This window comes from Clostridium sp. HBUAS56010 (assembly GCF_007115105.1).
Lineage (GTDB): Bacteria > Bacillota > Clostridia > Lachnospirales > Lachnospiraceae > Lacrimispora.
In genome coordinates, this window is record NZ_SULJ01000007.1 from 22,935 (window position 1) to 47,612 (window position 24,678).

Sequence of the window (24,678 nt, forward strand, 5' to 3'; positions counted from 1 at the left end):
CTGAAAACGAAAGAAAAAGGAGACAACATAAAGATGGACAAGATAAAACAGTTAATGGAATCAGTGGAACATTTCCAGCCAATGAATGAACAGGAGAAAAAGGATAAGGAGCGGATTCTTGTCTATCTCCATCAGGGAGATTCCTGCTTTTACCGGGAAAATGAAGAGGCTCACTTTTCATCCTCCGGCTGGGTGGTGAATGAAGCTAGGAATAAAGTTTTAATGGCGTATCATAATATCTATGACTCATGGGCGTGGACCGGAGGTCATGCAGATGGAGAAACGGATCTCTTATATGTAGCCATGAAAGAGGCACAGGAGGAGACTGGAATTAAAGTTGTGACTCCGGTTTTGGAAGATATCTTTTCCCTGGAAATCCTCACGGTAAACGGACATGAAAAAAAGGGCGTGTATGTTCCGTCCCATCTTCACCTTAATATAACCTATCTGCTGGAAGCCGATGACAGGCAGGAAATTCATAAAAAAGAAGATGAGAACAGTGGAGTGGGCTGGTTTGGGCTGGAGGAATGTTTGCAAATTGTGAGAGAACCGTGGATGAAAGAACGTATTTACCAAAAACTAATTCAGAAAGTACAGAATATTGCTTATTAACAGAAAACTTTAAATAAAAGTAGAATTGGTTGTTTTATTTTTCCTGATTATGTTTTATAATAGAAGCAGCTAATAAATGCAGTTTTGCCCAATAGAACAGTGAGGTGGTAGATATGAAGATTATTTATGCAATCGTCAGTTCCGATGATGGAAACCGGGTGACCGATGCCCTGAATGAACACCATTACAGTGTGACAAAACTTGCCACAACAGGCGGCTTTTTAAAGAAAGGCAACACAACTCTCATGATTGGTACGGAAGATGAGCAGGTAGAAGAGGTCATTGATCTGATTAAAGATACTTGCGGAAAACGCCAGACCATAACCACAAATGTTCCTGCCCCCAATCTGGCATCTGTATCATCATCATTTATGATGATGCCAATGACCGTAGAACTGGGCGGAGCTACTATATTTGTAACAGATGTTGAAAGATTTGAAAAAATTTGATGAACTGGGAGAGGGATTGCACAGCAATCCCTTTTCGTAACAGGAGGAATGAATATGTTAGAAACAAAACGAGTATTTTTAATTGTTCTGGACAGTTTTGGTATTGGAGAAGCACCTGATGCTGCGAAGTTCCATGACGAAGGAAGCAATACACTGGGAAGCATTGCAAAAACAAAAGAATTTTACACACCTAATTTAAAAAAGTTGGGAATGTTTAATATAGATGGGGTCACAGCAGGTGAAAAAGAAGAGGCACCTATTGGTTCCTATGGAAGAATGACAGAACGTTCTCAGGGAAAAGATACCACCATCGGACACTGGGAGATTGCAGGGATTATTTCCAATGAACCTCTACCCACATATCCGGAAGGTTTTCCCGATGAAATTCTTGATGAATTCAAAAAAAGAACGGGACGGGGAATCCTCTGCAACCGTCCCTATTCCGGAACCGATGTGATTAGGGACTATGGGGAGGCTCATTGCAAAACAGGTGATTTGATTGTATACACTTCCGCAGACAGTGTATTTCAGATTGCAGCTCATGAGGAAGTGGTTCCATTAGGAACTCTTTATGAGTATTGCAAGATTGCGAGAGAACTGTTAAAAGGAGAGCATGGAGTGGGGCGTGTCATTGCCAGACCCTTTGTGGGGACTCATCCAGATTTTAAACGGACGCCAAACCGCCATGATTATTCCCTCTTGCCTCCAAAGACGACCATGCTCGACTGCCTGAAAGAGGCTGGACTTGATACCATTGGCATTGGTAAGATTTACGATATCTTTGCAGGAAAGGGAATTGATAAGACGACTTCCATCGTCAATAATACGGATGGGATGATTCAGACATTAAAGACACAGAAGGACGATTTCCATGGGTTATGTTTTGTGAATCTGGTGGATTTTGACATGCTTTATGGCCACCGCAATGATGTAAAAGGATATGCCCAGGCTGCCACCGATTTTGATGTGCAGTTAGGAGAGTTTATAAAGGCAATGAGAATGGACGATGTTCTGATTATTACAGCAGATCACGGCTGTGATCCGGGAACTCCAAGTACAGATCATTCCAGAGAATATACCCCCATGCTGATTTATGGGGAAGGAATCAAAGCAGGCGTATCCATAGGAACAAGAGAGACCTTTGCGGATATTGCAGCTACAGTCCTTGACTTATTCCAGGTAAAAGGAAGCATCTCAGGAACCAGTTTCTTAGAAGAAGTAAAACAATAACAGGAGGAATCTTTTTGAAAATAGATGATTCAATAAAAAGTCTTTTGATAGAAGAAGCATATGAAGCCCAGAAGAATGCCTATGCTCCCTATTCGGGTTTTACAGTGGGAGCAGCTCTTCTTGGAAAAAACGGGATCATATACCGGGGCTGCAACATCGAAAATGCCTCTTATTCCCCTACAAACTGTGCAGAAAGAACTGCGTTTTTCCGCGCGGTTTCAGAAGGCGTTACGGAGTTTTGTGCGATTGCCATTACAGGCAATAAAAAAGGAGAGCAGGGAGATTTTTGTGCTCCCTGCGGAGTGTGCAGGCAGGTGATGGCAGAATTCTGTGATCCGGAAGAATTCCTGATCCTATTGGGAGCAGGAGAAAAAAGCCGGACCTATCTGTTAAAAGATCTGCTTCCTCTGGGATTTACAGGAGATAACCTAAAATCAGAAGAAGGAAACGGGGGACATGAAAATCATGAGAATGTATGATCTGATCGTAAAAAAGAGAAATGGAGAAGCTCTCAGTGAAGAAGAACTTCATTTCATGATTCAGGGTTATGTAAGGGATGAAATTAAAGATTATCAGATGGCAGCGATGTTAATGGCGATTTATTTTAAAGGAATGGATGACAGAGAGACAGCCATTCTCACCAATGAAGTAGCCCATTCTGGAGATATGGTGGATTTATCACCTATCGAAGGTGTGAAAGTGGATAAACATTCTACCGGAGGGGTGGGAGATAAGACCACACTGATCGTTGCTCCCATTGTGGCAGCCTGTGGGGTAAAAGTCGCAAAAATGTCAGGGCGGGGACTTGGTCATACCGGAGGAACCGTTGATAAAATGGAGTCCATACCTGGTATGAAGACCACTCTGACACAAGAAGAATTCTTTGAGGCGGTCCATACAGCAGGGCTATCGGTCATCGGTCAATCCGGGAATCTTGCCCCTGCAGATAAAAAGCTTTATGCTCTACGGGATGTGACCGGAACAGTGGACAGCATTCCTTTGATTGCAGCTTCAATTATGAGTAAAAAACTGGCGGCAGGAAGTGACTGTATTCTTCTTGATGTGAAAACTGGAAGCGGAGCATTTATGAAAACCCTTGACAACTCCATTGCTCTTGCTCAAAAGATGGTTGCCATCGGGGAGCACGCCGGAAAGAAGACCATGGCACTCATCACCAATATGGACATTCCGCTGGGAAATCGGATCGGTAATAGCCTGGAGGTGGTGGAAGTGGTGGAGACTCTTAATGGAAATGGACCGGCTGATCTGACTGAAGTCTGCCTGGAACTTGCCGCAGGAATGCTGGAACTGGCAGGAAAAGGAACTCATGACACATGCAGGGCAATGGCAGAAGAGGCCATCAGAGATAAGAGTGCGTTTAACCGTTTGATTGCCATGGTAGAAGCACAGGGCGGAGATTCCACAGTAATCCGGGACACTTCTCTGTTTCAAAAGGCACCTTATTCCCTGGAACTGACTGCACAGGCTGGTGGATACATCGTCCGGATGGATACAGAACGCTGCGGAATCGCCTCCTCTCTCTTGGGAGCAGGAAGAATCACAAAAGAGAGCATCATTGATCCAAGTGCTGGAATCGTTCTTAAGAAAAAAGTTGGAGATAAGGTGGAGAAAGGGCAAGTCATAGGAGTTCTCTATTCATCAAAGAAAGAACTTTTACCAACGGCCAGCGAGGAATTGAATAAGGCGATTTTCATTGGTAAGGAACAGCCTTTAAAAGAACCATTTATTTATGCCAGAGTCACAAAGCAGGGCGTTACGCTTTTGTGATGAACAGAAAGGAATGAAATTCAATGACAGATCAGGATATGTTGCATTATGTGGACCATACGTTGTTAAAGGCGGTTGCCTCCTGGGAGGAGATTCGTATACTATGCCAGGAAGCAGAAGAATATCAGACCGCTTCTGTTTGTATTCCGCCCTCTTATGTCGCCAGGGTCCACAAGGAATTCCCGACTCTTACTATCTGTACGGTGGTGGGGTTCCCTCTTGGTTACAGCACAGCCAGAACAAAGGAAACGGAAACCCGTGAGGCGGTAGCAAACGGAGCGTCGGAAGTGGATATGGTAATCAATCTGACTGATGTGAAAAATGGAGAGTATAAAAAGATAGAAGAAGAGATTGCTCTACTCAAACAGTCTGTTGGAAATGGAATTCTAAAAGTCATTGTTGAAACGTGTTATCTGACAGAAAAGGAAAAAATTGCCATGTGTCAGGCAGTTACCAATGGCAATGCTGATTACATCAAAACATCCACTGGGTTTGGCAGTGCTGGAGCCAGCCTTGAAGATATCCGGTTGTTCAAAAATCATATTGGACCAGGAGTGAAGATAAAAGCAGCAGGTGGAGTACGCACTCTGGAGGATTTGAGAGCTTACATAGAAGCTGGCTGCGGCAGAGTGGGTGCAAGCAGTGCGGTCAAGCTGTTGAAAGATAAATAATAATACGTTATAAATGTTGAAAAATCTGATATTTTATGAATTGATAGATATTTAGTTAAAACATATAGGCAATAAGGCTAAATTGCACAAATAATACAGGACATTTCTCTGGCTATTTTTAACGAAAATTAACAAAAACAAAAAAACACTGACAAAAGGTGCCTGAAAGTGTTATAATGAAAGGTAGTAGTTGTAACTTTGGTTTCATTGTGGTGTTGTTCAGTCAGGAGGAATGTATGATGTTTCAGGTAAATGATCTGGTTATGTTTGGTACCCATGGGATTTGTAAAGTGAAGGAGATTGGATGCCTTAACATGTCAGCAGCGGATGAGGATCGGCTATATTATACGCTTAAGCCGCTTTACGAAGAGCAGCAGAGCGCGGTTTATACACCCGTGGACAATAAGAAGGCGCAGATGAGAGCCGCCTTTACCAGAGAGGAAGCCTTAGACCTTATTGATCAGATTCCAGAGATTGAGACCATTTGGGTTCTTGATGACAGGCAGAGAGAGGGAAAATACAAAGAGATCATGATGAAGAATGAGTGCACCGGTTGGATGCAGATCATTAAAACACTTTATCTAAAGAAACAGAAGCGTCTGGCAGAAGGTAAGAAAAGCACGGCAAAAGATGACTTCTATTTTAATATGGCTCAGGAACTTCTCTATGGGGAACTTGCCGCCGCTCTCGTATTAGAACGGACTGGAGTAAAAGATATTGTTGAAAAACAGGTGAATGTCGTATTAGAAAGCTAAACAGGTATACTGCAGAAGGAATCAGTCTTTTTTCTTCTGCAGTATACCTGTTTTATTTAGGGGGTGTTTGAAAACTCATTGATCCAATCTGCACATCCTAGTGGTATATCTTCTTTTCTTCATACAGTGGTTCACTGGTTAAATTCACCCCTAATTTTTTAAATGTTTTCATATCCACATCGGAAAGAATCACAGAGGTATGGGCATCGCATCCTTTTAGCTTTGGAAGCTGTTCCAGGGCGATCTGCGCATTGGGGTCTGTGGCAGCACAGGCAGATAACGCAATCAGGACTTCATCTGTGTGAAGTCTTGGGTTTTTGCTTCCAAGATACTTGGTTTTTAACTTCTGAATTGGCTCAATAGCAGAAGGAGCGATCAGATGAACGTCATGGGGAATGTGGCCAAGTACTTTTACGGTATTTAATAAAAGTGCGGCGGAAGCTCCAAGGAGTTTGGTGGTCTTTCCTGTAATTACAGTGCCGTCTTCCAGCTCTAAAGCAGCACAGGGAGAACCTTTTGCCTCTGCAAGATCAGTAGCAGCCTTTATAACTTTGCGGCTGTCAACGGTGATCTTAGCCTGCTTCATCAAAAGCTCAAGCTTATAGACTTCGTCTTTGGAGCCCATGTCATTTGCCAGACGCAAAAGTGCCTGATAATATCTCCTTAGAATCTCCTTTCTGGAGGCTTCTTTGCAGACTTCATCATCAACGATACAAAAACCAGCCATATTCACACCCATGTCTGTAGGGGATTTATAAGGGCATTCCCCGTAAATCTCTTCAAAAATGGCACTGAGTACGGGAAAGACTTCTACATCCCGGTTATAATTAACGGCAGTGTTCCCGTAAGCTTCCAGATGAAACGGGTCAATCATGTTGACGTCATTTAAATCTGCGGTAGCCGCCTCATAGGCGAGATTTACCGGATGCTTTAAGGAAATATTCCAGATTGGAAATGTCTCGAATTTGGCATATCCCGCCTTGGTTCCCTTCTTGTTCTCATGATAAAGCTGGGAAAGGCAGGTTGCCATCTTGCCGCTTCCAGGTCCTGGGGCAGTGATGATAACCAGTGGTTTGGTAGTTTCTATATATTCATTTCTGCCGTAACCTTCGTCACTTACAATAAAGGGAATGTTGCCTGGATATCCGTCAATAATGTAATGACGGTAAACGCTGATTCCCATATGTTCCAGCTTGCATTTGAAGACGTCGGCAGATTTCTGACCGGAATACTGTGTAATAACGACACTTCCTACATAAAGCCCTTTGTCTGTAAAAGACTGAATCAGGCGAAGTACATCTACATCATAAGTGATGCCAAGGTCATGACGGATCTTGTTTTTTTCAATATCGGATGCACTGATGGCGATTACAATCTCCGCCTGGTCAGAAAGCTGCATCAGCATGCGGAGTTTGCTGTCAGGCTCAAATCCCGGAAGCACTCTGGAAGCGTGATAATCGTCAAATAACTTGCCTCCGAATTCCAGATAAAGCTTGTCTCCAAATTGGCCGATCCGCTCCTTGATATGCTCTGACTGCATGTTTAAATACTTGTTGTTGTCAAATCCAAATTTCATTTGTCCCTCCATTGCTTGTGCGTGTTTCTTCCTTTTCTACTATTTGACCCTGATACCCATAGATTGTATCATATTAAATATGGAATTGCCATGGGGATTTTTCCTGTTTCTTTATTTAAGCAAAATACTTTACATTCAGACCCAAACATGTTAAAACGATGTAGTAAGAAGGAGGTAAGAAATGCGTAAAATAGGTAGAAATGATGCTTGCTGGTGCGGCAGTGGAAAGAAATACAAAAGCTGTCATCTTGCATTCGATCAGAAAATTGAGAAATATGAGATGATGGGACACGAAGTTCCGGAGCACAATATGATAAAGACACCGGCTCAGATCGAAGGAATCCGACATGCAGGTGTGATCAATAATCAGATTCTTGATATAGTAGGTGAAAACATAAAGGCAGGAATGAGTACCGAAGACATTAATACCCTGGTTCATGAAAACACCATCCGTCTTGGCGGGATACCGGCACCACTTAATTTTGAAGGTTATCCAAAGAGTGTGTGCACCTCCATCAATGAAGTTGTATGTCACGGCATTCCAGATAAAGACAGGATATTAAAAGATGGTGATATTATTAATGTAGATGTAACCACCATTGTAAATGGGTATTATGCGGATGCCTCCAGAATGTACTGCATTGGAACTGTATCCGAAGAAGCAGAAAAGCTGGTGAGAGTTACAAAAGAAAGTGTAGACCTGGCGTTAAAGGAAGCGGTGGCATGGGGTCATCTGGGAGATATTGGTGCCGCTATTTCCGAATACATTTATGCCAATGGATTTACTGTAGTCAGAGAAATCGGCGGTCATGGAGTAGGCATCGAATTCCATGAGGAACCTTGGGTAAGTCATATTGGAACAAGGGGAACCGACATGCTTTTAGTACCAGGGATGATATTTACAATTGAACCTATGGTCAATGCCGGTGAGCCGGATGTAGTACAGGATAAAGAAGATGGCTGGACCATTTCTACCCAGGATGGCAGTTTGTCCGCCCAGTGGGAATATACAATACTGATTACGGAAGATGGTCCGGAGGTACTGGCAAGGTAATGGAGAAAAAACGCTGTTTCTGGGTAGATGAAAAATCACCGGTCTATGTAAAATACCATGATGAAGAGTGGGGGGTTCCAGTTCATGATGATAAGAAACTGTATGAGATGCTTCTTTTAGAGGCATTCCAGGCGGGACTTTCCTGGATTACCATATTAAAGAAAAGGGAAGAATTCCGGACTGCCTTTGATGGCTTCTGCGCAGAAAAAGTGGCTTCTTACGGGGAGGATAAGTTAGAAGAACTGATGCAGAACAAAGGACTGATCAGAAACCGGAAGAAGATGGAGGCTGCTGTAAAGAATGCAAAAGTATTCTTGCAGATCCAGAAGGAATTCGGGTCATTTTCCAGGTATTTGTGGGGATTTACTGACGGTAAAGTTATATTGAATCATGACGATAATTTTGCAGTTAAGACGGAACTGTCAGATTGCTTGTCAAAGGATTTAAAAAAGAGAGGTATGGCATTTGTGGGATCTGTCACGATATACTCTTATCTTCAGGCAGTAGGCGTTGTCAATGATCATGAACTTTCCTGCTTCTGTCGTAAGTGCAACTAACATAAGGAGAACTGTTATATTGAGCGTTGTAGAAATAATTGAGAAATCAGTTTTAGAACCTTTGTTTTCAGGTTGGGAAGAGACGATGATCTATTCCTGTCTTCAGGGATTGATGGGAAGAGCATATGCAGATAATGGGAGGAATCCTCAGTCTGCCCAGTTGCTTTTAGGAGATTTTTGCTTCTTTTCTGGTAAACCCGACAAAGATTTGATCCGCAATAAACCATCAGACTGGAAATCCGGCTTCATTATTATGGTACCCAGAGATCAAAAATGGGCATTGGCTATCGAAGAAGTATGGAAATCCAGTGCAAAAAAGGTGAGCCGTTATGCCATTAAGAAAAATCCTCATGGATTTAACCGGGAGCATCTGGAAAAAATCGTAAGGCAGGTTCCTACCCCTTTTTCTTTGCGAATGATTGATCAGGAGCTTTATGACCAGATTATGGCAGAGCCATGGTCCAGGGATCTATGTGCTCAATTTGAGGGATATGAGGATTATAAAACCCGGGGAATTGGTGTTGCTGCTGTAGTAGAGGGCAGAGTGGTTTCCGGTGCTTCTTCTTATTCGGTTTATCGTGAGGGAATCGAGATTGAGATTGATACAAGAGCAGATTACAGACGCCGCGGCGCAGCACTTGCATGTGGTGCGAAGCTGATTCTGGAATGTCTGGACAAAGGCTTATATCCAAGCTGGGATGCCCAGAATCCAGGATCTGTGGCACTTTCTGAAAAGCTGGGTTATGAGTTTGATTATGAGTACCATGTATATGAAATAATAGGTTTTTAGAATATAGTTCCGGCCGAAATATTAAATTTTCATTGGAAAAGTTTACAAATTATGGTAAAATGTTAAATATTTATTACGATATGGACATAAAAAACCATAAAGAAAGTGAACAAAGTATTATGAAAAGATGGCTTTTGGCAGTAATCATGTGTTCCCTGGTGGCATCCGGGTGCAGCAGATATCAAGGTGTTCCTGATTTAGAAGAAACGGATTCTTCCAGCGGGGAATCACAGCAGATCCCAGTGGAGGTTTCCGCTGCACCAGGGAAGAAACCGGTAAAAGTAAAGGGAATCTACATCTCTGGTTATATGGCAGGTTCAGAAGGATTTTCTGATATTCTTGATAAGATTAAAGGAACAGAGATTAATACGGTTGTCATTGATGTAAAAAACGATGATGGCCGTATTACCTATGCCATGAATGATGCACCTACAGTGAATGAGATTGGAGCACAGGAGCGGTATATAAAAGATATGGATGCCCTGATGGCAGAATTAAAGTCCAGAAATCTGTACACCATTGCCCGGGTGGTGGCATTCCGTGATCCGTATCTGGCAGAGAAGAAACCAGAATGGAGTCTTAAGAATAAGGACGGAAGCCTTCATCGGGATAAAAAAGGACTGGCCTGGGTGAACCCATACCGCCAGGAGGTGTGGGACTATCTGGTGGAGGTTGGGGCAGAAGCATCAAAGGCAGGATTTGATGAAGTTCAATTTGATTATATCCGTTTTGCTACAGACAGTTCCATGAAACAGGTAGTATTTGAAGAATCAGATACCAGAGGGAGATCTAAGACGGATATCATTACAGAATTTATCAAATACGCTTATGACAGGCTTTCTCCCCATGATGTATTTGTGTCGGCGGATGTGTTTGGCACTATCATCGGCAGCAGAATTGATGCAGAAGCGGTGGGACAGATCTATCATGATATGGCACAGCATCTTGATTATATCAGTCCCATGATTTATCCGTCCCATTATGGAGAAGGGAATTTTGGTATTGAACATCCGGATACAGAGCCTTATAATACTATTTTAGCAGCACTTGAGCGGTCAAAGCAGGATCTTTTAAAAACAAAGGGGCAGGGAGAGCGGCAGGCAATTGTCCGCCCCTGGCTTCAGGATTTTACTGCTTCTTATCTGGAAAATCATATTCCTTATGGACCGGAAGAGGTGCGGGCGCAGATTCAGGCAGTTTACGATGCGGGATATGATGAATGGATCCTTTGGAGCGCTTCCAATGATTATACATGGGAAGGTATTTTAAGCGAAGAAGAGGGGAAACAGGAGCAAAAGAAGCTCCAACATCTGAGAGAATCCCAAGAGGCACTGGAACAGAAACCCCTGGAGGAAAGTACCAGATCAGAAGCTGGCACGAGCCTGGAAGGACAGATAGAAAAAGAAGAGACAAGCCCGAGTGATGTGAAAGAAAAGGCTAAGAAAAAAAGAAAGAAACCGGACGTGGTCATTATAACCACAGGAAGCCCAGGAAGATAGAAAGCGAGAAAACACATGGATATAACGCCCAGACCAGGAGAATTCTACAGGCATTTTAAAGGGAATATGTATCAGGTGATGGCAGTTGCCATTCACTCTGAAACCAGGGAAGAAATGGTGGTATACCAGGCACTTTATGGAACCTTTGGCGTATACGTCCGCCCGCTGTCCATGTTTTTAAGCGAGGTGGATCATGAGAAATATCCAGATGTAAAACAGAAATACCGGTTTGAAAAAGTAACCTTCTCTACGACGGAACAAAGAGAAGAAATACAAGAATCTGCGGAGGAGGAAAACGGAAGAGTTAATAAAAATCTTCTTGCATTTCTTGACGCAAGGACTTATCATGAGAAGTTAGAGGTTCTACGTCACAGAAAAGACAGGTTTACACCAGAAGAACTCTCTGCCATCTGCGAGATTCTGGAAGTCGGAAGAACCGGTTCCGAACCAGAAGAGAAGTATTACGCGGTGGAACGTTACTTAGTACTGCAGAATAAATACGATGGAACAAGATTGAGGTGATTCGTTTAAATGGACCACATCGAATTTAATATAGAAGAAGAATTAAAAAAACTGCCGTCCCAGCCTGGAGTGTACATCATGCACGACAAGCGGGACGAAATTATCTATGTGGGAAAGGCGATCAGCTTAAAAAACAGGGTAAGGCAGTATTTTCAGAGCAGTAGAAATAAGACATCAAAAATAGAACAAATGGTGTCGAGGATCGCCCGTTTTGAATACATTATAACAGACTCCGAATTAGAAGCTCTTGTGTTGGAGTGCAATCTGATTAAAGAACACCGGCCCCGTTACAATACCATGTTAAAGGATGATAAGACTTATCCTTATATCAAGGTAACTGTATATGAGGATTTTCCAAGGATTTTATTTTCCAGGGAGATGAAGAAGGATAAGAGCAAATACTTTGGCCCTTACACCAGTGCCGGTGCAGTAAAAGATACCATTGAACTGATTCATAAGATCTATCAGATCAGGACCTGCAACCGGAATTTACCAAAAGATATCGGCAAGGAGCGTCCCTGTCTGTATTATCACATCAAGCAGTGTTCTGCTCCGTGTCAGGGTTATATAAGCAAAGAAGAGTATTATAAATCCATTAACCAGGCACTTGAGTTCCTTGGAGGGAAATACAGCCCTGTTATGGGAATGCTGGAAGAAAAGATGCAGAAGGCTTCGGATGAGATGGATTATGAAAAAGCGATTGAATACCGGGATCTGTTAAACAGCGTAAAGCAGATTGCACAAAAGCAGAAGATTACAGACAGCGGTATGGAGGACAGGGATATCATCGCCATGGCAAAGGACGAAAAGGATGCAGTGGTTCAGGTATTCTTTGTCAGAGAGGGCAGGCTTATCGGCAGGGAGCATTTTCATGTGACCATCGGAGCAGCAGAAGATAATCAGCAGATTTTAACAAGCTTTGTAAAGCAGTTTTATGCCGGAACTCCATTTATTCCAAAGGAACTGTGGGTTCAGACAGGGTTGGAGGAAGAATCCGTAATCGGAGAATGGCTCACTGCCAAACGGGGACAGAAGGTTAAGATCATGGTTCCGTTAAAGGGGCAGAAGGAACGGCTTGTGGAACTGGCTGAGAAGAATGCAGCCCTCGTATTATCCCAGGATAAAGAAAAGATCAAGCGGGAAGAACTCCGTACCATTGGTGCCATGAATGAAGTGGGCGGCTGGATTGGTCTTTCCGGTGTTAAAAGAATTGAAGCGTTTGATATCTCCAACATAAGCGGTTTTGAGTCAGTTGGTTCTATGATTGTCTATGAAAACGGCAAACCAAAACGAAACGACTACCGGAAATTTAAGATTAAATGGGTTAAGGGAGCCAACGATTATGCATCCATGAATGAGGTGCTGACCAGAAGGTTTTCCCATGGCTTAAAAGAGATGGAAGAACTTAAGGAAAAAGGGGTAGATAAGGAGTTTGGCAGTTTTACCCGTTTTCCTGATCTGATCATGATGGATGGCGGACGGGGGCAGGTGAATATTGCCTTAGAAGTGATGCGTGAGCTGGGACTTTCCATTCCTGTCTGCGGAATGGTTAAAGATGACAACCACCGGACCCGTGGACTTTATTACAATAATGTGGAGATTCCGATTGACCGTCATTCCGAAGGATTTAAACTGATTACCAGAATTCAGGATGAAGCCCATCGGTTTGCAATTGAATACCATAGAAGCTTAAGAAGCAAGGGGCAGGTCAAATCCATTCTCGATGATATTCCTGATATCGGACCAAACAGAAGGAAAGCGCTGATGCGTGAATTTAAAGGACTGGAAGCCATTAAAGAAGCTGAAATAGAGGATTTGGAGAAGATTCCAGGCATGAATGCAAGGTCTGCAAAAAGTGTTTACGAGTTTTTTCATTAGTCTTTAAGCTTTTCAAAATACAAAATCTGTGTTAGTATGAAAAAAACAGATGGAAAAAAAGGAGCGTTTCGCCATGCATGGAGTAGCGATAACAGATTTGATCAAAAAGATGAGCCTTCGGAACATGACTCCGGAGATAGATGCAGAGAAGATTGTCTTAAGCCATCCGGATGTGAATCGTCCGGCACTTCAGTTAGCCGGATTCTTTGATCATTTTGATAACGAGCGGGTGCAGATTATCGGTTATGTGGAACAGGAATATATTAACCAGATGACCAGAGAAAGAAAACATGAGATGTATGAAAAGCTTCTTTCCTGTCAGATTCCCTGCCTGGTATACAGTCGGAGCCAGGTTCCTGATGAGGATATTCTGGCACTTTGCAACCATTATAATGTTCCCTGTCTTGTATCAGATAAATCTACTTCCGATCTTATGGCAGAAGTCATCCGCTGGCTTAAAGTAAAGCTGGCACCATGCATCAGCATTCACGGGGTGCTGGTGGATGTATTTGGTGAAGGTGTTCTGATTATGGGAGAGAGCGGAATCGGTAAAAGCGAAGCGGCACTGGAACTCATTAAAAGAGGGCATCGTCTGGTCACTGATGATGTGGTGGAGATCAGAAAAGTCAGTGAAGCAACTTTAATTGGAAGTGCTCCTGAGATCACAAAGCATTTTATCGAACTTCGTGGAATCGGCATTATTGACGTGAAAACCTTATTCGGTGTGGAGAGTGTTAAAGATACCCAGGCAATTGATATGGTAATTAAATTAGAGGACTGGGATAAGGATAAAGAGTATGACAGACTGGGGATTGAAGACCAGTATACAGAATTTTTAGGAAACCGGGTGGTATGTCATTCCATTCCCGTACGTCCAGGACGTAATCTGGCAATTATTGTTGAATCCGCGGCTGTCAACTACAGACAAAAGAAGATGGGGTACAACGCGGCTCAGGAATTGTATAACCGCGTCCAGGCGAACCTGTCAAGAAAACAGGATGATTGAGGTGTCTGAATGACTGAAATTTATGAAAAACTTCTTGATGCAGCCGATAAAGACCATATAAAGGCAGGAGAAGAGATGTGGAAGCATACCTCATTTAAGGTAGGCGGACCTGCTGCATGCTTTGTGACTCCTACAGAAGAAAAGGAACTCTCACAAGTTCTTCTTCTTTGCAGGAGGGAAAAGATTCCTTATTTCGTACTTGGCAATGGAAGCAACCTTTTAGTAGGAGATAAGGGATTTGACGGAGTTGTAATCTCCATGGACGGTTTTAAAGAGTGCCATGTGGACCGGGAGCGTGGAATTGTTCATGCAGGAGCAGGATTGTCTCTCGCCCGGATTGCACAGGAAGCATACAAAGCTTCTTTGACTGGTTTTGAATTTGCAGCAGGAATCCCCGGTACTCTTGGGGGTGCTGTGGTGATGAATGCAGGTGCTTATGGATCTGAGATGAAGGAAGTCCTTCTTTCCGCCCGTGTTCTGACACCGGAAGGAGAGGGGAAGGAGGTTTCTGCAAAAGATCTTTCTCTGGGATACAGGACCAGTTGTATTATTCCCAATCAGTATCTTGTAACAAGTGCCAGAATCCGTTTAAAAGACGGGGATAACATATCCATAAAGAGCCGGATGGATGAACTGGCAGCAAGAAGAAAAGAAAAGCAGCCTCTGGAATATCCAAGCGCAGGCAGTACTTTTAAACGTCCGGAAGGATATTTTGCCGGTAAGCTGATTGAGGATGCTGGTTTAAGAGGATTCTCTGTGGGCGGTGCGCAGATTTCAGAAAAGCACTGCGGCTTTGTAATCAATAAAGAACATGCAACGGCAGCGGATATTATTTCTTTATGTGAGCAGGTAAAAGAACGGGTACGTAAGAAATCCGGAGTAGAACTTGAGATGGAAGTTAAGACACTGGGGAATTTCTAACAGTGCAAAGGAGAACGATGTGAGGCTTGTAATCGTAACGGGGATGTCAGGAGCAGGAAAGACCCAGGCATTAAAGATGTTAGAAGATATGGGGTTTTATTGTGTGGATAATCTTCCCATTCCCCTGATCGAGACGTTTGCAGAGCTGACTTTTAACAATCCCGGTGGGATTCCAAATGCAGCTTTGGGAATTGATATCCGAAGCGGAGAAGATTTGTCTGTGTTAAACAGAATTTTTGACGAGTGGTCAAGAAGCCGGGTGCCCTTTGAGATCCTTTTCCTTGATGCGGGAGATGAAATTCTGATCAAGCGTTATAAGGAGACCAGGAGGGCACACCCGCTTGCAGCAGGCGGACGGCTTGACAGCGGAATCAAAAAGGAACGTGGAAAACTTGCATTTCTAAAAGAAGAGGCAGATTATATTATTGATACCAGCAAGCTTCTCACCAAGGAACTGAGACAGGAACTGGAGAAGATTTTTGTGAATCATGAATCTTACCGGAACTTATACATTACTATACTTTCTTTTGGCTTTAAATACGGAATTCCCTCTGATGCAGATCTGGTGTTTGATGTAAGATTTCTTCCCAATCCCTATTATGTGGAAGAATTACGTCCTAAGACCGGGGAAGAGAAGGTGGTGCGGGACTATGTGATGCAGCATGGTACCGCAGATCAGTTTCTGGACAAGCTGAATGATATGCTGGACTTTCTTATTCCAAACTATGTGCTGGAGGGAAAGAATCAGCTTGTGGTTGCCATAGGCTGTACGGGAGGCAAACACCGTTCGGTCACCATTGCAAAGGCAGTATATGACAGATTAAAACCAAGGGAAGAATTTGGGATTAAGATAGAACACAGAGACATTGACAAGGATAATAAACGGAAAAGGATGGTCTAGTGATGTCATTTTCTTCCAAGTTAAAAGAGGAGCTTTCCCGGCAGATCAGTCCGGCGAGACATTGCCAGATTGCAGAAATGGCTGCCATTATCAGTTTGTGCGGTAAGATCATGATTTCCGAAGAAGACCGCTATAAGATTAAAATTCATACGGAAAATGTGGCAGTTGCGAGAAAGTACTTTACTTTATTGAAAAAAACATTTAATATAAGTACTGATGTTTCAATTAGAAGAAACGCATACTTGAATAAGAATCGTTCTTATACGGTAACAATTCGGGAGCATGAAGATGCTCTTCGAATTTTGCATGCGACGAAGCTTCTTGATGAAAACGGAGAAGTTGGGGAAAACTTAAACGTAGTACGGAATGTGGTCATTCAACAGTCCTGCTGCAGAAGAGCGTTTATTCGCGGAGCCTTTTTATCATCAGGTTCATTAAGTGATCCTGAAAAGTTCTACCATTTTGAAATCGTATGCGCCACAGAAGAGAAGGCAGAACAGTTAAAGTCCATTATTGCGACATTTGATCTGGAAGCAAAGATTGTGAAGAGAAAACGGTATTTTGTGGTTTACATCAAAGAGGGCAGCCAGATTGTGGATATACTTAATGTAATGGAAGCTCCTGTTACTTTGATGGAATTGGAGAATATTAGGATTTTAAAGGACATGCGTAACAGTGTGAACCGACAGGTCAACTGTGAGACTGCCAATATTAATAAAACGGTATCGGCTGCGGTTAAGCAGATAGAAGATATAATATTTATCAGAGATACGATCGGGCTTGATCATCTTCCGGAAAATCTTAGTGAGATTGCCAGGGAGAGACTGGAAAGGCCGGAGGCTACGTTAAAAGAGCTGGGGGAATCCCTTGATCCGCCTGTAGGGAAATCAGGTGTGAACCACCGGCTGAGGAAGCTTTGTGATCTGGCAGCTCGGCTGCGTACAGAAAGTATGGGCAGCACAGTGGAATAGATTCGTTCATAGGAATGAGGAGGATAATTATGGTAAGAAAAACAGTCACCGTGGAACTTGCATCAGGCTTAGAAGCCAGACCAGTTGCTATGTTGGTTCAGGTTGCGAGTCAGTACGAAAGCAACATCTATGTTGAAATTGAATCCAAAAAAGTCAATGCGAAGAGTATTATGGGAATGATGACTCTTGGTCTTGCGGCGGGGGAACAGATTACGGTTATTGCTGAAGGCAGTGATGAAGAACAGGCTGTTACTGAAATTGAAAAATATTTAAGCAGCAATGAATCATAACAATAAATACGATTGAATCAGATGAATAAAGCGGAGTCTTCCATAGGTATTTTGGAGGCTCCGTTTGTTGTTGCAGAGGGGAATGTGCGGGAAGCTGTTCCAGGGAACCTTTCTTTGTGTTATAATAAAAGAAATGAAGAAAGAAGGAGAAATGACAGATGGCATTTACGCATTTACACGTCCATACGGAATACAGTCTGCTTGACGGCTCCAGCAAGATCAAAGAGCTTGTGGCAAGAGTGAAAGAACTGGGCATGGACAGCGTGGCGATTACAGACCATGGTGTAATGTATGGAGTAATTGATTTTTACAGAGCTGCCAGAGAAGCTGGTGTAAAGCCGATAATAGGCTGTGAAGTCTATGTGACTTCCGGTTCCAGGTTTGACAGGGAAGTCAACAGAGGCGAAGACAGATACTACCATCTGGTTCTTCTGGCTGAGAACAATCAGGGATATCAGAACCTGATGAAGATTGTATCCAAAGGATTTGTCGATGGATTTTATTATAAACCAAGAGTGGATTATGAAGTTTTAGAAGAGTATCACGAAGGAATCATTGCCTTAAGTGCCTGTCTGGCAGGAGAAGTACAGCGTTTTATCAGTCGGGGAATGTACGAACAGGGAAAAGAAGCCGCACTTCATTACCAGGAGATATTTGGAAAGGATCACTTTTTCCTGGAACTTCAGGATCATGGGATTCCTGCTCAAAAGACGGTGAATCAGGGACTTCTGCGCATGAGTGAAGAGACGGGGATTGAACTGGTTGCAACCAACGACATTCATTATACATATGCAGAAGATGAAGCTCCTCATGATATCCTGTTATGTATCCAGACAGGGAAAAAGGTAGCGGATGAAAACCGGTTGCGCTATGAGGGAGGCCAGTATTACTGCAAGTCTGAAGAAGAGATGAGAGGGCTGTTTTCCTATGCAGTCCATGCTCTTGAGAACACCCACAAGATTGCCATGCGCTGTAACGTGGAGATTGAATTTGGTGTAACCAAGCTTCCCAAGTTCGATGTGCCTGAGGGATATGATGCCTGGACATATCTGAATAAGCTGTGTCTGGAAGGATTTGCAAAGCATTATCCAGAAGATGACGGAACATTAAAGGAGAGGCTGGATTACGAACTTGATGTAATTCATTCCATGGGGTATGTAGATTATTTCCTCATTGTGTGGGACTTTATTCATTATGCCAGAACCCAGGACATTATGGTAGGACCAGGGCGGGGATCTGCGGCAGGAAGCATTGTATCTTACTGTCTTGGAATTACCAACATTGATCCAGTGCCCTATAATCTTTTGTTTGAACGTTTTCTTAATCCGGAACGTGTATCCATGCCTGATATTGATATTGACTTCTGCTATGAACGGCGTCAGGAAGTGATTGACTATGTAGTCCGCAAGTATGGGAAGGATCAGGTGGTCCAGATCGTTACCTTTGGTACGCTTGCGGCAAAAGGCGTGGTCCGGGATGTTGGAAGAGTGTTAGACATGCCCTATGCCCGTTGTGACGCCATTGCCAAGATGATCCCGGGAGATCTTGGCATGACACTGGAGAAGGCGCTAAAACAAAGCCCTGACCTTCGCAGTGCCTATCAGGAAGATCCGGAAGTGAAATATTTGATTGATATGTCCATGAGATTAGAGGGACTTCCCAGACATACTTCCATGCACGCTGCGGGAGTGGTAATAAGCCGGACTTCCGTCGATGAATACGTTCCTCTTTCAAGAGCCTCCGACGGTACCATTACCACCCAGTTTACCATGACAACCCTGGAAGAGCTGGGACTTTTGAAGATGGACTTTTTAGGGCTGCGCACTCTGACTGTAATTCAGAATGCAGTCAAAGGTGTGGAAAAAAACCGGAATATATCCATTAATATGGAAAAGATTGATTATAATGATAAGGCGGTTTTGGACTCCATAGGAACGGGCAAGGACGAAGGCATATTTCAGCTTGAGAGTTCTGGAATGAAGAGCTTTATGAAAGAGCTGAAACCGGAGAGTCTGGAAGATATTATTGCGGGAATTTCCCTTTACCGCCCAGGTCCTATGGATTTTATACCCAAATATCTAAAGGGGAAAAATGACCGCAATTCCATCACTTATGACTGTCCTCAGCTAATTCCCATTTTAGGTCCTACCCATGGCTGTATTGTCTATCAGGAGCAGGTGATGCAGATCGTAAGAGATCTGGCAGGGTATACCATGGGACGAAGCGATCTGGTGCGGAGAGCCATGTCAAAGAAGAAGACCTCTGTCATGGAAAAAGAGCGTCAGAACTTTGTCTATGGCAATCCGGAAGAAGGCGTTGCCGGATGCATTGCCAATGGAATTGAGGAAAAGGTGGCAAACAGAATCTATGATGAAATGATTGATTTTGCCAAATATGCGTTTAACAAATCCCATGCAGCAGCTTATGCCGTGGTTTCATACCAGACTGCCTATTTAAAATATTACTATCCACAGGAGTTTATGGCAGCACTGCTGACGTCTGTAATGGACAACGTATCAAAGGTATCAGAATACATTTTAAATTGCAAGCAGATGGGAATTTCTATTCTTCCACCTGATATTAACGAGGGAGAGAGCGGCTTTTCGGTATCAGGAAACTCCATCCGTTATGGATTATCCGCCATTAAAAGTGTTGGTAAATCGGTGGTGGAATTAATTGTTTCTGAGCGGGAACAGAATGGCCTTTTTCACGATATTGAAGATTTTATTGACCGGATGAGTAACAAGGAAGTCAACAAAAGAACCTTGGAAAACTTTATAAAGTCAGGGGCCCTGGACACTCTTCCAGGAACGAGAAAACAAAAGCTTCTCATTGCTCCCGAGCTTCTTGATCAAAGAAGCAAAGAACGAAAGAGTACCATGGAAGGTCAGATGACTTTATTTGATATTGCGGGAGAAGATGAAAAGAAACGGTTCCAGATTACATTTCCGGATGTAGGGGAATTTTTAAAAGAAGATCTGCTTACATTTGAAAAGGAAACAGTGGGAATTTATTTAAGCGGTCATCCCCTGGAAGCGTTTGAGTCTACCTGGAGAAACAATATTACGGCAGTATCCATTGATTTTATCGTTGATGAGGAAAGTGAGAGTGCAAAAGTTTCGGATGGCGCCTATGTAACAGTTGGCGGAATGATTACCGAAAAAACCGTGAAAACTACAAGAAATAATAAAATGATGGCTTTTCTTACTCTGGAAGATCTGTTAGGATCTGTGGAAATCATTGTTTTTCCAAAAGATTATGAAAGCAAGCGGGCTTTGTTTGTGGAAGAATCTAAAGTATTTATTCAGGGCAGGGTGTCCATTGGTGATGATCCTGTGGGAAAAGTGATCTGCGAACGGGTGATTCCTTTTGATAATCTGCCGAAACAATTGTGGCTGAAATTTCCGGATAAAGAGAAATATGCGGCAATGGAACGGGAGATTCTGGAGGACTTAAAAGAATCTGAGGGCAATGATTCTGTTATCATATATCTGGAGAAAGAACGGGCGAAAAAAGTTCTGCCTTCCAACCGGAATGTCTGTGCAGATTTAGAACTGATTCATCATCTGTCAGACCTACTTGGTGAAAAAAATGTCAAAGTTGTGGAAAAAAAACTTGAAAACATTGGCAAAATGAATTAGAATACAACATGTATGGAATGAAAAACAAACAAAAATAGATATCCGTAAATCAGGAGGAAGTTACTATGGCAAATCAAGTGAAAACCATCGGCGTATTAACCAGCGGCGGCGATGCACCAGGTATGAATGCTGCGATCCGTGCTGTTGTCAGGACTGCTATCCATAAAGGGCTGAAGGTGAAAGGAATCATGAGAGGATATGCAGGTCTTTTACAAGAAGAGATCGTGGATATGGACAGTACCAGTGTGTCCGATATCATTCACCGCGGCGGCACCATTCTCTACACTGCCAGATGCCAGGAATTCACCACTGCCGAAGGACAGAAACAGGGTGCTGAGATCTGCCGGAAGCACAACATTGACGGTATGGTTGTAATCGGCGGTGACGGTTCTTTCCGGGGAGCCGGTAAGCTTTCCGCACTTGGGATTAACACCATTGGACTTCCGGGAACCATTGATTTGGATATTGCATGTACGGATTATACCATTGGCTTTGACACTGCTGTGAACACAGCGATGGAAGCCATTGATAAAGTCCGTGATACATCTACCTCCCATGAGCGGTGCAGCATCATTGAAGTAATGGGACGTAATGCCGGATATATTGCTCTTTGGTGCGGGTTTGCCAACGGTGCTGAGGACATTCTTCTTCCCGAGCGGTATGACGGCGATGAGCAGTCTCTGATCAACCGGATCATTGATAACAGAAAACGTGGTAAAAAGCATCACATTATTATCAATGCAGAGGGAATTGGACATTCTGCTTCTATGGCGAGAAGAATTGAGGCGGCAACTGGTATTGAGACCAGAGCCACCATACTTGGTCATATGCAGCGGGGCGGTGCGCCTACCTGCAAGGACCGTGTCTATGCCTCCATCATGGGAGCCAGAGCTGTAGAACTTCTCTGCGAAGGCAAAAGCAACCGTGTCATTGGATATAAGCATGGTGATTATGTGGATTTTGATATTCAGGAAGCCCTTGGCATGACAAAGGATATTCCGGAAGACCAGTATCAGATCAGTAAGATGCTGGTGAGATAAAAGAAGTGTATTTCAAATAAAAAGACGTTTTGAGCGGGAAGATCCAGTTCAAAACGTCTTTTTGCTTTATTATAAGTTTTTCATCCAGGTGTGAACCAGAGATACCCAGCTTTGACACCGGGGTTCCACATATCTGCCGTCTGCACCTGATACCTCTCTGGTTGCAAGAGACAAACCATGGCAGCCGATGGGATAAATGTGCATCTCCACATTGACTCCATGTTCCGTCAGCGCATCTGCCAGCAGATAGCTGTTTTTAACAGGAACTGCCTGATCTGTAGAAGTGTGCCAGATAAATGTCTTTGGAGTATGTGCTCCAACCTGATGTTCCAGGGAAACCAGGCGCCTTGTCATCTCGTCGTCCGCCTTTTGTCCTAATAAATTAATAAAAGAACCAGGATGGCAGAATGGACCGGAAGAAACTACGGGATAACCAAGAATCAGACCATTTGGACGAACCTCTTCGGCACTTAAATGAAGTGGTCCATAGAGAAATTCCTGATTCCAGAATGCTCCAAGGCTGCAGGCTAAATGACCGCCGGCAGAAAAACCAGCCACAATAATCTTATCCGGATCAATCAGCCATTCCGATGCACGGGAGCGCACCAGAGCCACTGCGGCTGCCAGTTCCATCTGCGGATAAGGAAAACGGTCTGGTGCCAGGCTGTAACTTAATACAAAAGCATGATAGCCCATGGATAGAAACTGCATGGCTACCGGTTCCCCTTCCCGGTCTGACAGATGTCCGTAACCGCCGCCCGGGCAGATAATTACTGCCGGGCGTCTGCGGTCATTGGAAACGGACATGGAATCAAGGAGATAAGCATGTAAGGCGGCAGGAGCAGACGATTTTTTCTGCCCGGCCTGTTCCTCTGAAATAAAAATCTTTTGTGTTAACTGCTTCATAATCTCTTTCCGGTCCCTTCTTGAAATTCTAATGGATTAGTTTTCTTCCAGAACGTCTACAACGCCTTTGTATAAAGTCTTTGCAGCTTCTGCAGAATCAATGTCTCCAGCGCTTAATTTACCAAATACTTTGTAGTATAATCCGTCTGGGTTTGCCTTTAATTCACTGTTATCAAACTGTGGATCCTGAATAAATTTGCTGAATCCAAGTAATTTTGCATTGGCTTCTTTGGTCATAGGATCGCCGATGTTTTTCTCCTCCAGAACTTTCAGAGCAGCTTCAGAACAGGGAACCCCACGGGTGGTGGATAAGATTTCAATTGCTTCTGGATCATTCAACAGATAGTTTAATAACATGGCAGCTTCTTTTGGATGCTTTGTGTTTGCTTTAATCGCAAAATCCATGGAAATCTTCGTTGATCCACCGTTGTAATCGCCTAATTTAATGAAATCACCAATAACAAATTCCTGTCCTGGCTTATTGATACTTCCTTCCAAGGCAGCTTTTACTTTGGATACACCGGAATCCCATTCCAGAATTCCTGCATACTTTCCGTCAATCCATTTTGCATTCTTGTCAAGAGAGTCAGCCATATCGCCCTGAATTGTTGCGATGGTAGGAAGAACATGATTATCTTCTAAGTTCTTGATGAAATCCATACCTTCTTTGATCTCAGCTTCCGTGTAGTTTAACTTTCCATCTTCAATCCATTCTTTTCCATATTTGGACTGGAGGTAGTATACAAGGAAGATAGAACGGTCATATTCACCCATAGCGAGTGGATAATAATCGTTGTCAAATGCCTTAAATGCAGCACCTGCAGCTAAGAGAGAAGCTTCATCTGTTGGAAGTGGAACACCAACTTCATCAAATGTGGACTTGTTCCAGTAGAATAAACGTCCGGTTAAAGAGATAGGAACTGCCATCAGTTTTCCGTTTACTTCATTTGATTTTAATTTGTCTTCAGGGAACTGGCTTAAATCAAGAACATCTTTATACTGGTAAAGATCTAAATAAGATTCTCCGCCTTTGCTGTAATCATGTACCCAGTTGGAACCGATCTGAAGAATATCAGCAGATTCGCCGCTTAAAATACTAAGAGACTGTTTCTCCTCCCAGCCTGTCCATGCACCATATTCGGTGGAAACTTTGATATTTGGGTTTTTCTCCATAAATTTCTTAATAGCTTCTTCTGTAGCGGTATGTCTGTCATCACCACCCCACCAGGCGACACGAAGATTTACTTCATCCCCTGAGTCAGAGTTGCTGTTGTCTGCTTTGCCCTTAGAGCCACCGCATGCTGTTAAAGATAAAGCCATAACAGATGCCAATGCGATTGCTGTAACTTTGGCCAGCTTTTTTTTCATAATTTGTTCCTCACTTTCTTTCTGCCCTATATTCTAGTAGGTGTTCGCAGCGTTTTGCTGCAGCTGTGCGTAAGTGTAAGCACTTACACACTCCAACTATATTACCATAAGTTAAAAAAGATAAAAGGTGAAAAGTGAATAAAAAAAGAATAAATTATTAGGAATATTATCCAAATGAAAGCTATATTTCCCTTGAAAATGGAAAGGTTTTTTGCTCAATAATTAATATAGTACAATGAAAAACAAAAATACT

The 24,678-nt window shown here is 43.1% G+C and carries 23 protein-coding genes; 20 read left to right on the forward strand and 3 right to left on the reverse strand.

Features of this window, described 5'->3' with window-relative positions; all coding sequences use genetic code 11:
• The first annotated feature begins 33 nt into the window (after positions 1-33).
• The 7 genes from FAY33_RS11990 to FAY33_RS12020 all read left to right on the forward strand — a co-directional run bounded on the left by FAY33_RS11990 (position 34) and on the right by FAY33_RS12020 (position 5,505).
• A complete protein-coding gene (locus FAY33_RS11990; RefSeq protein ID WP_143321470.1) occupies positions 34-612 on the forward strand; it encodes an NUDIX hydrolase in 579 nt (192 codons plus the stop codon).
• Positions 613-725: 113 nt separating this feature from the next.
• Complete coding sequence (locus FAY33_RS11995) at positions 726-1,061, forward strand: cyclic-di-AMP receptor (RefSeq protein ID WP_143321471.1); 336 nt, start codon at positions 726-728, stop codon at positions 1,059-1,061.
• 54 nt (positions 1,062-1,115) lie between these two features.
• Complete coding sequence (locus tag FAY33_RS12000) at positions 1,116-2,291, forward strand: phosphopentomutase (protein WP_347562691.1); 1,176 nt, start codon at positions 1,116-1,118, stop codon at positions 2,289-2,291.
• A gap of 20 nt (positions 2,292-2,311) precedes the next feature.
• Positions 2,312-2,770 carry a cytidine deaminase gene (locus FAY33_RS12005; protein WP_347562694.1) on the forward strand — a complete coding sequence of 153 codons (459 nt, stop codon included), beginning with the start codon at positions 2,312-2,314 and terminating at the stop codon, positions 2,768-2,770.
• Entirely contained in the window at positions 2,757-4,079 is a 1,323-nt protein-coding gene (locus tag FAY33_RS12010) for a thymidine phosphorylase (protein ID WP_143321627.1), read from the forward strand. The genes FAY33_RS12005 and FAY33_RS12010 overlap by 14 nt, the downstream gene beginning before the upstream one ends.
• A 23-nt stretch (positions 4,080-4,102) precedes the next feature.
• Positions 4,103-4,750 (forward strand): deoxyribose-phosphate aldolase, encoded by a 648-nt coding sequence (deoC, locus tag FAY33_RS12015; RefSeq protein WP_143321474.1) that lies wholly within the window; start codon positions 4,103-4,105, stop codon positions 4,748-4,750.
• A 236-nt stretch (positions 4,751-4,986) separates the two neighbouring features.
• Positions 4,987-5,505: a CarD family transcriptional regulator gene (locus FAY33_RS12020; RefSeq protein ID WP_243126721.1), complete on the forward strand. Its 519-nt coding sequence runs from the start codon at positions 4,987-4,989 to the stop codon at positions 5,503-5,505.
• 97 nt (positions 5,506-5,602) lie between these two features.
• Here the strand turns inward: FAY33_RS12020 and FAY33_RS12025 are convergent, their stop codons facing one another.
• A complete protein-coding gene (locus FAY33_RS12025) occupies positions 5,603-7,081 on the reverse strand; it encodes a DUF1846 domain-containing protein (protein WP_143321475.1) in 1,479 nt (492 codons plus the stop codon).
• A gap of 181 nt (positions 7,082-7,262) precedes the next feature.
• Here FAY33_RS12025 and FAY33_RS12030 point away from each other — a divergent pair, with 181 nt between their 5' ends.
• From FAY33_RS12030 to pfkA, 13 genes are all read left to right on the forward strand, one after another.
• Complete coding sequence (locus FAY33_RS12030) at positions 7,263-8,135, forward strand: methionyl aminopeptidase (protein WP_143321476.1); 873 nt, start codon at positions 7,263-7,265, stop codon at positions 8,133-8,135.
• On the forward strand, positions 8,135-8,692 hold the full coding sequence (locus tag FAY33_RS12035) for a DNA-3-methyladenine glycosylase I (protein WP_143321477.1): 558 nt from the start codon (positions 8,135-8,137) through the stop codon (positions 8,690-8,692). Before FAY33_RS12030 ends, FAY33_RS12035 begins: the two co-directional genes overlap by 1 nt.
• 19 nt (positions 8,693-8,711) lie before the next feature.
• Positions 8,712-9,482 carry a GNAT family N-acetyltransferase gene (locus FAY33_RS12040; protein WP_143321478.1) on the forward strand — a complete coding sequence of 257 codons (771 nt, stop codon included), beginning with the start codon at positions 8,712-8,714 and terminating at the stop codon, positions 9,480-9,482.
• A 119-nt stretch (positions 9,483-9,601) separates the two neighbouring features.
• A complete protein-coding gene (locus FAY33_RS12045) occupies positions 9,602-10,981 on the forward strand; it encodes a putative glycoside hydrolase (protein WP_143321479.1) in 1,380 nt (459 codons plus the stop codon).
• A 15-nt stretch (positions 10,982-10,996) separates the two neighbouring features.
• Entirely contained in the window at positions 10,997-11,503 is a 507-nt protein-coding gene (locus tag FAY33_RS12050; protein ID WP_143321480.1) for a DUF1653 domain-containing protein, read from the forward strand.
• A gap of 9 nt (positions 11,504-11,512) precedes the next feature.
• Positions 11,513-13,381 (forward strand): excinuclease ABC subunit UvrC, encoded by a 1,869-nt coding sequence (gene uvrC / locus FAY33_RS12055; protein ID WP_143321481.1) that lies wholly within the window; start codon positions 11,513-11,515, stop codon positions 13,379-13,381.
• Between the two features lie 73 nt (positions 13,382-13,454).
• Positions 13,455-14,387 carry an HPr(Ser) kinase/phosphatase gene (hprK, locus tag FAY33_RS12060; RefSeq protein ID WP_143321629.1) on the forward strand — a complete coding sequence of 311 codons (933 nt, stop codon included), beginning with the start codon at positions 13,455-13,457 and terminating at the stop codon, positions 14,385-14,387.
• Between the two features lie 9 nt (positions 14,388-14,396).
• Positions 14,397-15,308, forward strand: coding sequence for a UDP-N-acetylmuramate dehydrogenase (murB, locus tag FAY33_RS12065; protein WP_143321482.1), 912 nt, complete (start codon positions 14,397-14,399; stop codon positions 15,306-15,308).
• A gap of 19 nt (positions 15,309-15,327) precedes the next feature.
• On the forward strand, positions 15,328-16,209 hold the full coding sequence (rapZ, locus tag FAY33_RS12070; protein ID WP_143321630.1) for an RNase adapter RapZ: 882 nt from the start codon (positions 15,328-15,330) through the stop codon (positions 16,207-16,209).
• Positions 16,210-16,211: 2 nt separating this feature from the next.
• Positions 16,212-17,180 (forward strand): DNA-binding protein WhiA, encoded by a 969-nt coding sequence (whiA, locus tag FAY33_RS12075; RefSeq protein WP_143321631.1) that lies wholly within the window; start codon positions 16,212-16,214, stop codon positions 17,178-17,180.
• Positions 17,181-17,209: 29 nt separating this feature from the next.
• Positions 17,210-17,470, forward strand: a complete 261-nt coding sequence (locus FAY33_RS12080; RefSeq protein ID WP_143321483.1) for an HPr family phosphocarrier protein — start codon at positions 17,210-17,212, stop codon at positions 17,468-17,470.
• Positions 17,471-17,628: 158 nt separating this feature from the next.
• Entirely contained in the window at positions 17,629-21,111 is a 3,483-nt protein-coding gene (locus tag FAY33_RS12085; protein WP_143321484.1) for a DNA polymerase III subunit alpha, read from the forward strand.
• A 65-nt stretch (positions 21,112-21,176) separates the two neighbouring features.
• Positions 21,177-22,151, forward strand: coding sequence for a 6-phosphofructokinase (gene pfkA, locus FAY33_RS12090; RefSeq protein ID WP_143321485.1), 975 nt, complete (start codon positions 21,177-21,179; stop codon positions 22,149-22,151).
• Positions 22,152-22,220: 69 nt separating this feature from the next.
• Here the strand turns inward: pfkA and FAY33_RS12095 are convergent, their stop codons facing one another.
• Together FAY33_RS12095 and FAY33_RS12100 are read right to left on the reverse strand one after the other, a co-directional pair.
• Positions 22,221-23,057, reverse strand: coding sequence for an alpha/beta hydrolase (locus FAY33_RS12095; protein WP_143321486.1), 837 nt, complete (start codon positions 23,055-23,057; stop codon positions 22,221-22,223).
• Positions 23,058-23,093: 36 nt separating this feature from the next.
• Entirely contained in the window at positions 23,094-24,425 is a 1,332-nt protein-coding gene (locus tag FAY33_RS12100) for an ABC transporter substrate-binding protein (RefSeq protein WP_347562692.1), read from the reverse strand.
• Positions 24,426-24,678 lie beyond the last annotated feature (253 nt).